Source organism: Undibacterium umbellatum, from assembly GCF_014284125.1.
In the GTDB taxonomy this organism is placed as follows: Bacteria; Pseudomonadota; Gammaproteobacteria; order Burkholderiales; family Burkholderiaceae_D; genus Undibacterium; species Undibacterium umbellatum.
In genome coordinates this window covers 34,383-45,424 of record NZ_JACOFX010000027.1, presented here as the reverse complement: position 1 = coordinate 45,424, position 11,042 = coordinate 34,383, and the positions used below count along the sequence as shown (strand labels likewise).

Sequence of the window (11,042 nt, the reverse complement as noted above, 5' to 3'; positions counted from 1 at the left end):
GAGAAATGCCATCGCCTTTGGAAAAACTGTGAGCGACAATTGAATACCAGCTTGCAATTCGTTAATTTGGCATTCCTCACTTTGCTCTTGCGGCGGGGGTGATCAAAAAAGATCTCGAACAGGTTCTTAGATCGTAGCGCCTGATTCGGCTAGGGCACCAATGAAGGAGCGACCTTACAAGCGCTGATGGGCTCCATCAGCTACATCTGTTGCACTTCTTATTTGAGCTCGCAACTGAAACAAACGAATTCGACTTCAAAGATTGTTGATGGGTGATGTAAGGAATTTGAATCTCATTCGACTAATACCGATGGGCAATTCTTCCATTGCGCCGATGAGATATGGAGATAAATCAAAAACTAGATCGAGCAGAGCGCTTTTTGGGCCTTAGCGTGCAGCCTATGGGGTGTGCGATTCCGTGCGAAGCTTGTAAGTTTTCGATGCAAAATAGATATTCATCCGATGGATGATTTGTTGTATTTAACTTCTCGCATCCTAATCCTCTTACCAGTGAATTTTATGTTAACTAGACTAGAACACAAGCTGAGATCGACGGGACTAGAAACTAAGTCGTTTCACTGTTTTTCCCTGAATATGCTAAAGAGTAGCGTCACCGATGTCGAGCTTCATAAGATTCAATGCGAAACGAAAATCACGTCTTCATTGAAAATCGATTGCAACAACCTGTCGGAAATCCAAGCACTTGATTTAGCGAATTGTTTGCCATTTCTTGCCTGCGGTGAAGAATCTGCGGTGCATGCGTTTAGCCATAGTCTATTAAAAGGGGTCACGTCCGAGGAAGCTGAGGAGATGTATGGCATCGCTGCGGACGAATTGCGCCACGCTAGTTACTTGGAGAGCCTACGAAGCGAGCTGCCTAAACCGAGTATACATTTGCCAGTCGATGCTATGTCGCGTTTTTTTCGGCGCATGCTGACTAAGAACTCGGCCCTTCATTTTGCGCAAGTGGCGGCTTTGGATTTGAGTGTCTGCCGTCTGATCTCTACTTTATTGCATCCGCATGCGGGATTGAGAAACCACGCGCAGATCCGTGACATTCTAGGTGAGATTGCGCGCGACGAGGCAAGACACGTGAGCGTCGCTCGAAACATGGCGATTAAGCTTGGTATGACACCCTTGGCGCTTGCCAAAGTCAATCTAGATATTGATCTTCAGCTATCGAATTTGCTGTCGCCTATTCGTCCTAGCCTTGATCGATTGAGCAGGCGGGGAAATCCATGTCCCGTCTAATTAATCAGTTAGTTGCAGGCAGGTCGAATTCCTTGCGCGGACCACATTGGTCACTTCACTATGAATAAGTTTCAAACCCCTATAGTGCGACCACTCGCAGAAACAATCGGAACACCAATTGTTCAGCGAGATCGCCGCCAGTTGCTAGGACATGCAACAGCACTGCCCGGGCCGGCGATAGGCACAGAGGAATTGTGTGAGCGTATCTCGCGTAATTTCTCGATACCGACCCATCGTCACGTCAGAGTTATTGCGCCTCGCCTCGCCGTACATCGGCGGCATTTGTGTCGAGACTTTACTAGTGCGCAAGAGGCACCGCGGCCAAGCTCACGTAATCCAGAGTTAGCCGCCCAGGCCGTTTCGCTCGCACTCAATCGCGCAAATATCCCAGTCTCTGCACTTGCTTACCTCATTAGCCATACAGCGACACCTGCGCAGTTGCTCCCCGGCGGCTCCGCAGAGATTGCGCGCTTACTTGGTTATACGGGGCCACATGTCGAACTTCGGCAAGCCTGTACAGGATTTGCCAATGCCCTACAATTTGCCTTTGCACTTACCTCCCATGCGGATGCGGCACCGGTTGCAATTGTCGGTGTTGAGACCGGCTCGGTCTATTTCTCGCCAGAGCTCTTGCAAAGAGATAGCAGTCAATGGATCAATTTCTTACAAATGGGAGACGGAGCGGCCGCGGTCATTATTGGGGCTAGACGCGAAGTAGATCCCGCCTCTTTAATCGCGAAACAAGATGGTTCGTCGTCGGCGCAAAAATGGATTAGCCATGCTTACTTTGGACAATGCCAACAAGCACCAGCCGCCGGATTGCGGCTAGCTTTTGGCGGTTCAGATCGATCCGCCGCACCAACTGGTCCACTATATTTCGAACATGATTTCACTTCAGTCGCAAAGCATGGGGCGATGTTACTCGATGCTGGGCGAGAAGTCTTACGCAAACACGGAATCGATATTCATCAGGCTGATTTCATCGTGCCCCATCAAGCCAGCGGAGCGGTTGCACCTTGGTTGGCGAAATATTGGGACATACCTATCGACAGAATTTCGCGACATGCACAGGAGGTAGGCAATTTAGGCAGTGCGAGCATTTGGGCTGCACTGGATCATGCCATTACTTCGCGCCAGCAAGTGACCGTATCGCCCCCAAACACAAACATGGCGGAGCGACGCTGCATTTTCTTGGGCGCGGAAGCGACGCAGTACTCTTATGGAGGATTTGTCCTTGAAGATTGAGACTGCGGTCGTCTTGCAGCAAGTGGGCTTGTACCACGGAAAGCACCAAATACTAAGAGATGTGGACCTCCATTTGAACGTTGGTGTGACACTATTGTATGGTGCTAACGGAGCGGGTAAGTCTAGCCTGCTCAAATTGATCGCAGGCTTGCAAGGCCAAGCAAAGATTACGGGGCAAGGCAAAGTGTTGACTGCTTCATTAGTGTCGCGTGCAGCTGCAGAGCGTGCCAAGATCGGTTACATGCCGCAGCAGGGCGGGCTCTATGATGAATTGAGTGCGATCGAAAATCTACGATTTCGCGCAAGCATGCTTGATATAGATAATCCTCAGGAGCGCTGTGCAGAAGTGTGTGATGCGTATGCCTTAGCGCCTATCCTACAAAAACGCGTGGACCAATTATCTGGTGGATGGAGGCAACGACTAGCCTTTGCATCCAGCATGTTATCCAGGCCAAACCTGCTACTCTTAGACGAACCGACAGCGGGCGTTGATCTCGATGCAAAAGCCTGCATTTGGGAGCAAATCGATTTGGAAAGACAGCGAGGCGCCAGCATCATTATCAGCTCACACGATCCCCACGAAGCGCATCGGGCAGATCAGCTAATTCACTTGCATCGTGGTCGCATCGAATACAATGGCACACCTGATGCGCTGATCTCTCACTTAGGTTTATCGGTATTTCACTTTACGCGACCGGTAGACTCGGCGGCTTCGCAGAAATTAACAAATGCGATTTCTCAAGAGCTATCAGTTCTATTTACAGAAAAAACCGACCAAGGTCTGCGCGTTGTCACCGCGCAGACCGGCGAGTATCACCGCCAATTAATGGCACGATGGGCTGAAGATTTCGAGTATTTTTCGCATTGTTCCTTACCGAACTTAGAAGATAGTTTGCGTGCAGTGTTACTCATTTCCGAACGGCAGTCTACAACTGTGCAACTCCCGCAAAGCGCGTCACAATGAAATACTTGAACTCGATAAAAGCGACGTGGCGAAGAATCAAGGGCATCGCGAAGAAGGAATTTTTGCAATTGAGTCGCGACCGACTGACTGCCATATTACTGATCAGCGTGCCTATTGCCCAAATCCTCTTGTTCGGCTTTGCGATTGATTTAAATTCGAAACATTGGCCAAGTGCATGGGTAAGCCATGGCAGCAGTCAATCTGTCAAATTTGAAGCGTATGATAAGGACATTCAATCACAAATCATCGATAGCATCAATCAAACACAATTGCTCGCTATTCGGCGCTTACCCATGAGTGAACGCGAAGCTTATGCAGCATTGCAATCAGGTGAAGTGCGTTTCATCTTGCAACTGCCAGCTGCACCAAGCCACTATTTGAATCAAACTCTCGCATTACCTATCCTTCTCACTTTTGACGGTTCAGACCCATATGTTGCGATGACGACGATGCTTATCTCGAAGCTGCAAACGGCGCTGGCGACCTCGACGACATTCGCTGCAACTAGTCAGCAGGAGTACTTTTCACAGAAAAAGGAAAACGAAAAATTTCCCGTGACCCAAATAAGCCTGCAGTCAGAAATGGGAGATATTAAGCTCACCAGTCAGTCTGCATTCTTGCAAACAAGCAGAAGCGGTGCTTATTTAGTACCAGCGTTGGTAGGTGTCATCTTAACCCTCACGCTGACCTTAATGGCTGCATTTTCTTTGGTCAGAGAGCGCGAGCGCGGTACTTGGCAGAGCTTAATGAGTATGCCAGTCAACGCGAGTTTGATCGTGTGTGGAAAGCTTTCGCCCTATGCTGCCATTGGGCTATTGCTATTTGCGCTTTTACAAAGTGTCGCACATCAATTATTTGAAACTCCATGGGCAAGCCCGGCGCAATGGTTTGCGGCGATTTGTTTTATTTTGGGTCAATTGGGCTTAGGCGCCTCTCTCTCTCTGGTCGCAAGAACGCAAATGCAGGCAATGCAATTAGGCGTGTTTTTTTACCTTCCATCTATTCTTTTGTCGGGCTTTATGTTCCCGTTCCACTCTATGCCAACCTGGGCAAAAACCGTGGGCGAATTTCTGCCCTTAACGCATTTCTTACGGGTGCTGCGTGCTGATCTTTTTCGGCAGGCTGAGCAGATGGTGTTAATCGAACTAAGCCTGCCGATTCTGCTGTTCGCGTGTCTCATGTTGGGCCTCGCTATTCTCGGCTATCGCCGCCACATGCAATAACTTTTGATTGGAGTCTTTTATGAAATTCAGTTTAGGGATACCTCGTGCTTTTCTCATATTGCCCATATTGTTGTTCTTTCAGTTCGTACAATATGCGCACGCACAATCTGGCAATCAATCTGCAATCTATGGAGCCAAAAATGGCCCCGCAGTAGATGGATATGACACTGTTGCCTATTTTACGGACGAAAAGCCTGTACGCGGCAACGCGGCGTATTCTTTTATATGGGAAGGTGCGACGTGGCATTTTGTTTCAGAGCTCAACCGCGAGCTATTCATGACGAACCCTGAAAAATATGCGCCGCAATATGGTGGGCATTGCGCCTTTGGTATGGCCAACAATATTTACGCATCCGGCGACCCACATCGCTGGAAGATCGAAAATGACAAACTTTACCTCAATACGAATCAATTTGCCCATTGGCTATGGGTACGCGACATTCCTGAAAAAGTAAAGTTAGCTGATAGCAATTGGCCAGAAAAGAAGAAGGCCTTACTGGCAACCCGAAATGCTGAAAGCAAAGACTAAACGAGGAATCAGCCGCAGAAACCAAATCTAACGGACATCGATCGAGCTTGAACCCAAGAATTGATGGTTTTGTCCCGTTAAGCGAGATGATCATATCGGAGCATCATGCATGCCATAGCCGCAGTGGGAAGCGAATCACCCAGCCTATGATGATATTGACATGGACTGCATGAAATGAGCAAACCGCTGGAAGCGTCATGGATAGACTGGATTGAGTACGTGGATCTACTGAAAGCCGACGAATAGGATTGGCACACTTGGCGTTTAAGTATACGTCCGCTGGCATCCATACAATGCTAAAAATACAACTCGGATCGAACATTCACTTTTTCTCAGAATTACTTCGCACCATAAGATAAGTCGTTGATTTTTATTGGTTATATTCGCTTGAATGAAAACCATATTCGTTTGTTCGCACTGTTACTTCGTTTTTTTCACAAGATTACTTCGCTTAAGGCGAGTACTCACCTTGTACTGCGACTTTCGTTAAATTTGTATGGCGTCGCGTTCTTGGGGTCTGGATTATTGCAAAATCATGCCAGATTGCATACTTTCCAACCAAACTTTCGATTCATGCAAAGACGCCGTAAATCAGGAACCGATCAACTGAAACTGGGAGCGCATCCCGGCGTCACGTACCGGCACCAATCTCTGGTACTCGGGCGAGTGGTACCAGCCAGTGGCCAGCTCTTTGGTTGGAAAAACCAAGATCACCTGCATTTGAAAGCCGGTGTTACCCAACAGTTGCTCGGCAGGGCCCTTCACCAAGTACTCACCGGAGTAGGTGGCCAAGGTCGCAGGCACGGCAGCGCCGTACTGCTGCATTTTTTCTTTGTCAACGGGCGTGAAATTCACGGTGATGTATGCGGGCATAGGAGTCCTTTGATTTCAAATGGTGGTGAGATCACAGCGCCCTGTCCGGACGCTGTGAGAGTCTTATTTGGCGGCCCTGGCATCTTTCCAAACGTGTGATGCAAACGCGGCGTCCACATTTGTGTGCGCCAGATGGTTGGTGTAGTTGCTGATGGTTTTGAGCGAGATGGCCAAAATCACTTCCAGAATTTGCGTCTCGGTATAGCCAGCCGCCAAAAACTGGGTTACGTCGGCCTGGCTTGGCAGTCCACGGGTGACCACCATGGTGCGGGTGAAGGTAGCCAGCGCGGCCAATTTAGCATCAGTCACCGGCTTGCCATCGCGCAGTGCATTGGTCACGTCGGTAGGAACCTTGGACATCGCATCGGCAACCATGCTATGCGCCGAGACGCAATACTCGCAACCGTTCTCGATCGAGATCGTCAAAAACACCACTTCTTGCTCAACGGCCGTGAAGCCAGAGTTGGCGCGGAACTGCTCGTAGCCATGGAAGTAAGTCGAAAGCAAGCCGGGTACATGTGCCATGTGGGTAAACATGTTGGGCACAAAGCCAAAATTGGCTTTCGCACCCTTGAGCAGGGCGCTGGCGCTGGGTGACGCGGTTTCGATGGTCAGCGCGGGCAGGGTTAGTTTGTAGGCAGATAGCATGGGATTTCCTTTGTGGGTTGAGGCCGAAAAATAGGTTCACTAAGTCAGCCTGTAGGCCCTTACGGCAACAGGTCTGGCTCAGATGAATGTAAGTGTATGGATGAAACAATATTTAAACAATATTAGATTATTTGATTTATAGTTTAGTTTATATGAACAATATAAAGAACTTGTCCCGACTGATGGTATTCGCCCTGGTGGCCCGCAAAGGTTCGTTCACGCAGGCAGCAGAGGAGCTCGACATCACCAAGTCGGCGGTCAGCCAGCAGATCAAAGCCCTGGAGTTGGATATCGGCGCGCGTCTGCTCAACCGCACCACCCGCGGCGTGGCGGCGACCGCATTGGGCGAAAAACTGCTGCAACGCTGTCAGCTACTGCACGATCAACTCGACATGGTGTTCGCGGACGTTACTGAAGCCGGCTTAGCCCCCAAGGGGAGATTTGCGGTGACTTTCCCCCATGCTCTGGCCTCAAACGTTGCCTTGCCAGCGATTGAACTGCTGTGTCAAGAATACCCCGGTCTGGAGCCCGATCTGATCGCCAGCGACAGCGAGCTTGACTTGGTGACACATGGTTTAGATGTGGCGATTCATGCAGGCGAGCTGCCCGATAGCAGCTACCGAGCCTTGCCGGTAGGGCAAATGATTGAAGTGTTTTGTGCGAGTCCGCTGTATCTGCGCCGCAGTGGTCAGCCAAAAACCTTGTCGGATCTTGCTGAACACCGTTGGATTGCCGCCAGTTGGCAGCAACGCCACATGGCCGTGCAGCATGTTGCGACCCAAGACAAGACCATGGTCAACCTCTACAGATTTGCCCAAGTCAACACGCTGCCCAGCGCGATTGAGCTGGCCTTGCGCAATATGGGCTTGGTGTTAATCCCAGACGTCGTAGCCAAACCATTGCTGCAAAGCGGAGAGTTGGTGCGCGTGCTACCGCAGTTCACCGGCCCGCATTGGCCAGTGCATGCCATACACGCCTACCAGAGCGAAAAACCGGTTCACGTGGCACGTTTTTACCAAATTGTCTGTCGGTACTTCGACGAACTTGTAAAGTAAACTGTTTTGACGTAACGGAGTGCGTGAAAAACCTGGGGAGATGGTCGTAACGCAAGGCAGAAGTGTCATCGGTTAGAAGCATGATTTGCCTCGCGAAAGGCTAATTAGTGACACATTTACCCTTGCAAAATGCGTGCCTCGCCAATAGAACTGGAACAATTGTCTGGCGAATAGTTAGCCGACATCAACCGCCACAAACTCGCGCAATTCACCCACTTGTCCGGTCACATGTCCAGGGGCTTGCACACGGTTGCGCAATCTGGCTACCCGTCAGATCGCAGTGCCTGAGCGAGGCAAGTCTTGCCAGCACCTGCTTTGCCTGCAATCGCCCTTTCCTGTTCGTTTGCAGGCAGGTAGCCCCTGTGCCGCAACCTGCCCTGCTCTGCATCAGCTATTCTGTATCACAACTTTACCCATGTGCGCTGCACTACGCAGATGTTCAAATGCGGCCGCACTGTCTTCAAAAGCAAAAGTCTTATCAATCAGTGGCGTGATCTGATGCTGCTCCATAAATTGATTGAGGGCACGCAGGTGTGCCACAGAGCCGACACAAATACCATTCACGTTGGCATTCTTAAATTGCAGAGGCAGCATATTGGGTGCCAGGTTAAAGCCTGTCAACACCCCGATCTGAGCGATCTGTCCACCAAAAGCCACCGCTGAAATGGATTTTTGATAGGTTTCTGCCCCACCAAGTTCAAGGATGTGATCCACCCCGCGCCCTTCAGTGAGCGCCATTGCCTGCAGATCCCAATCTGGTGTCTGGCGGTAGTTGATCGTGTGCCAGGCACCCAGCTCGCGGGCGCGCGCCAGTTTTTCTTCCGATGACGAGGTCACGATCACCCTGGCACCATGCGCAGTTGCCAGTTGCAAGGCCATCATGGCGACGCCCCCGGTTCCCTGGACCAGCACGGTTTGCCCAGCCTGCAACTGGCCGCGTTCGAACAAGGCATGCCAGGCCGTGACACCTGCACAGGGCAGGCAAGCCGCCTGGGCAAAGCTCAGGTGCGCGGGAATACGGGCAATGGCATCTGCATCCAGCACCACATGCTCTGCCAGCACACCATCTACCTGGCCACCGCCCAAGGCAGATGCCAGATGATGTGGCGCGAACACACCATCATGCCAAGCCGGGAAGAAGTTCGGGCTGACACGGTCACCGGGCTGCCAGTTGCTCACTGCCTTACCAACCGCCACCACGGTACCAGCAGCGTCGGACAGAGGGATCAAGTCGGCGCGGCGACCATTGATGTCTTGCATATTGAGCAAATCACGATAGTTAAGGCTATAGGCGGCGAGTTGAATCAACACCTGGTTTTCACCCAGGGAAGGCAAACTGGTTTGCGCATGCAGGCGCAGGCTGTTGCCTTCGGCATTAAAACGGAAACTGCGGGTATGACTGATAGTGTGGGCTGAATTGTTCATGGTCTACATTTCTAAAATTGCGTTTGCAGAAATCAGGATGATTCTGTAGTGACCACTACATATTAAAACGAAGACGAAATAGCCGTCAATCTATTTTGTAACGAGTGATACAATATTAAAATGAACACAGAACAATCAACCAACAAGCGCCACGCTGGCCGCCCACGCGCCTTTGACCGCGAACAAGCCTTGCATAAGGCCATGGAATTATTCTGGCGTCATGGATTTGAAGGCACCTCGACATCCATGCTGACCCATGCCATGGGCATTTCGCCGCCAAGTCTGTATGCCGCATTTGGATCAAAAGAAGTTTTGTATCAGGAAGCCATCAATTACTACATTGCCAATTATGGCAACTTCATGGGCAAGGCCTTTGCAGCTGACACGAACACCAGGGAAGCCGTCCACCAAATGCTGCACAATGCAGCCGTACAGTTCGCAGGGGGCACGACGCCCACAGGTTGCATGGTGTCGACCGGGGTATTGCATAGCGCACCTGATGTAGCCCAGGTCGCCCGCCATCTGACAGCGTGCAGAGTATCTGCGCGTGAGGCGATTCTGGCGCGTCTGCAACTTGGCCAGCAGCGCGGAGAAATCCCTGGTGATGCTGAGCTCATTAGCCTTGCCGGATATTTTGCCGCCACCATACAGGGCATGGCCATACAGGCGCAAGATGGTGCCAGCCAGGCCAGCCTGGCGGCGATTGCCGACTTGGCGATGCACGCATGGCCTGAGTGACAATCAACACTGCGCCCTGTCAGGGCCAGTGGCGAAGGACAGCCCCTGGAGACAAGGGCTCTTCACGGTGATCAGATTTCTGCCGTTTGAGCTTTTCATCATCTATTGATGTTTCCTGCACTGCTGTCATTGGCGGGCGTACAAATCCTGGCATGGCCAGTCATACCAATGCCATGACACACCACCGTCACACCATTATTCCGATAAATGGAATCATTGATTCCTTTTTTTGCATATTCTCAATCAAGAATGAAATAACTATAGTTCTCTCACCGGCAAGTTTGCCGTGCAAAGATCTCAGAAACTTTCATCTTTCTTTATAAGGAAACATCATGCAAAAATTCTCTCTTAACCGTCGCCTTGCTCTGGCCGTGATGGCCGCTTCGATGACGATGATAGGCAGCCTGCCACAAATCGCCATGGCTTATGATGAAAACTCAAGCAGCGCCGTCAATGTTGACGCTAAAGGCGTAGGTCTGAAAGGTTTTGACCCGGTCGCTTACTTCACTGCCAGTGCGCCAACGATGGGCAAGTCCAGCATCACTGCGGCCCATGATGGCGTGACCTATCATTTTGCATCAACAGAAAACCGTGACAAATTCAAGACCGACCCCGCCAAGTACGCCCCACAATACGGCGGCTTCTGCGCCATGGGTGTCGCCCTGGAAAAGAAACTGGATGGCGATCCGCAAGCTTGGCGCGTCGTTGATGGCAAACTCTATCTGAATGTGAACAAAGACGTACAAAAGAAATGGCTGGAAGACGTACCAGGCAATCTGAAAAAAGCAGAAATGAATTGGGGTAGTATCAAAACCAAAACACCGAAGAGCCTGTAAGCACGACCACTAGCACGCATCAACAAAGCGGTGTGTGTACGACAAGCCAGGCAGGTAACTGAGAGGCCGATAATCCAGAGGTGGGGGCAACTCCACCTCTCTCATTTAGGCGCAATAATTCCCTAGATACCCCCCCTCCCCGCAGCGATTACTGGCAAGCCAGGCTCCTGCCAGCCAGAGTAATGCAGTGATGTTAAACTTCATGTCAGTTCTTGCCGTTCTTTCGGTGAGGCAGCGCCACAAGTTTATTGCTGA

11 protein-coding genes and 1 pseudogene are annotated in these 11,042 nt (G+C 50.7%); 9 read left to right on the top strand and 3 right to left on the bottom strand.

All coding sequences use genetic code 11. The annotated features are described in order from the left end of the window. From H8L47_RS27300 to H8L47_RS27275, 6 genes and pseudogenes are all read left to right on the top strand, one after another. Positions 1-102, top strand: a pseudogene (locus H8L47_RS27300) (IS5/IS1182 family transposase); the annotation flags it as partial. A 492-nt stretch (positions 103-594) separates the two neighbouring features. After that, positions 595-1,251, top strand: coding sequence for a hypothetical protein (locus tag H8L47_RS27295; RefSeq protein WP_186956979.1), 657 nt, complete (start codon positions 595-597; stop codon positions 1,249-1,251). 60 nt (positions 1,252-1,311) lie between these two features. Further along, positions 1,312-2,496 (top strand): 3-oxoacyl-[acyl-carrier-protein] synthase III C-terminal domain-containing protein, encoded by a 1,185-nt coding sequence (locus H8L47_RS27290; protein WP_186956978.1) that lies wholly within the window; start codon positions 1,312-1,314, stop codon positions 2,494-2,496. After that, complete coding sequence (locus tag H8L47_RS27285) at positions 2,486-3,460, top strand: ABC transporter ATP-binding protein (RefSeq protein WP_186956977.1); 975 nt, start codon at positions 2,486-2,488, stop codon at positions 3,458-3,460. The genes H8L47_RS27290 and H8L47_RS27285 overlap by 11 nt, the downstream gene beginning before the upstream one ends. Then, the gene (locus H8L47_RS27280) at positions 3,457-4,683 is read left to right on the top strand and encodes an ABC transporter permease (RefSeq protein WP_186956976.1); all 1,227 of its coding nucleotides are present in this window, start codon (positions 3,457-3,459) and stop codon (positions 4,681-4,683) included. The genes H8L47_RS27285 and H8L47_RS27280 overlap by 4 nt, the downstream gene beginning before the upstream one ends. A gap of 19 nt (positions 4,684-4,702) precedes the next feature. Then, complete coding sequence (locus H8L47_RS27275) at positions 4,703-5,212, top strand: YHS domain-containing (seleno)protein (protein ID WP_186956975.1); 510 nt, start codon at positions 4,703-4,705, stop codon at positions 5,210-5,212. 591 nt (positions 5,213-5,803) lie between these two features. On the opposite strand, the gene H8L47_RS27270 is transcribed toward H8L47_RS27275, so the two are convergent. Continuing rightward, positions 5,804-6,085, bottom strand: coding sequence for a DUF1330 domain-containing protein (locus H8L47_RS27270; RefSeq protein WP_186956974.1), 282 nt, complete (start codon positions 6,083-6,085; stop codon positions 5,804-5,806). Between the two features lie 63 nt (positions 6,086-6,148). Then, on the bottom strand, positions 6,149-6,733 hold the full coding sequence (locus tag H8L47_RS27265; RefSeq protein WP_186956973.1) for a carboxymuconolactone decarboxylase family protein: 585 nt from the start codon (positions 6,731-6,733) through the stop codon (positions 6,149-6,151). Positions 6,734-6,885: 152 nt separating this feature from the next. On the opposite strand from H8L47_RS27265, the gene H8L47_RS27260 reads away from it, so the two are divergent. Continuing rightward, positions 6,886-7,788, top strand: a complete 903-nt coding sequence (locus H8L47_RS27260; RefSeq protein WP_186956972.1) for a LysR family transcriptional regulator — start codon at positions 6,886-6,888, stop codon at positions 7,786-7,788. A 387-nt stretch (positions 7,789-8,175) separates the two neighbouring features. On the opposite strand, the gene H8L47_RS27255 is transcribed toward H8L47_RS27260, so the two are convergent. After that, positions 8,176-9,213 (bottom strand): zinc-dependent alcohol dehydrogenase family protein, encoded by a 1,038-nt coding sequence (locus H8L47_RS27255; protein ID WP_186956971.1) that lies wholly within the window; start codon positions 9,211-9,213, stop codon positions 8,176-8,178. A 120-nt stretch (positions 9,214-9,333) separates the two neighbouring features. On the opposite strand from H8L47_RS27255, the gene H8L47_RS27250 reads away from it, so the two are divergent. Next, positions 9,334-9,951 (top strand): TetR/AcrR family transcriptional regulator, encoded by a 618-nt coding sequence (locus tag H8L47_RS27250; protein ID WP_186956970.1) that lies wholly within the window; start codon positions 9,334-9,336, stop codon positions 9,949-9,951. A 332-nt stretch (positions 9,952-10,283) separates the two neighbouring features. Beyond that, positions 10,284-10,787 (top strand): YHS domain-containing (seleno)protein, encoded by a 504-nt coding sequence (locus tag H8L47_RS27245; RefSeq protein WP_222616705.1) that lies wholly within the window; start codon positions 10,284-10,286, stop codon positions 10,785-10,787. Positions 10,788-11,042 lie beyond the last annotated feature (255 nt).

Coding starts and splice junctions, on each gene's coding strand:
- H8L47_RS27270 (WP_186956974.1), bottom strand. CDS start 6,085: ATGCCCGCATACATCACCGTGAATTTCACGCCCGTTGACAAAGAAAAA.
- H8L47_RS27295 (WP_186956979.1), top strand. CDS start 595: ATGCTAAAGAGTAGCGTCACCGATGTCGAGCTTCATAAGATTCAATGC.
- H8L47_RS27250 (WP_186956970.1), top strand. CDS start 9,334: ATGAACACAGAACAATCAACCAACAAGCGCCACGCTGGCCGCCCACGC.
- H8L47_RS27260 (WP_186956972.1), top strand. CDS start 6,886: ATGAACAATATAAAGAACTTGTCCCGACTGATGGTATTCGCCCTGGTG.
- H8L47_RS27255 (WP_186956971.1), bottom strand. CDS start 9,213: ATGAACAATTCAGCCCACACTATCAGTCATACCCGCAGTTTCCGTTTT.
- H8L47_RS27265 (WP_186956973.1), bottom strand. CDS start 6,733: ATGCTATCTGCCTACAAACTAACCCTGCCCGCGCTGACCATCGAAACC.
- H8L47_RS27280 (WP_186956976.1), top strand. CDS start 3,457: ATGAAATACTTGAACTCGATAAAAGCGACGTGGCGAAGAATCAAGGGC.
- H8L47_RS27290 (WP_186956978.1), top strand. CDS start 1,312: ATGAATAAGTTTCAAACCCCTATAGTGCGACCACTCGCAGAAACAATC.
- H8L47_RS27245 (WP_222616705.1), top strand. CDS start 10,284: ATGCAAAAATTCTCTCTTAACCGTCGCCTTGCTCTGGCCGTGATGGCC.
- H8L47_RS27275 (WP_186956975.1), top strand. CDS start 4,703: ATGAAATTCAGTTTAGGGATACCTCGTGCTTTTCTCATATTGCCCATA.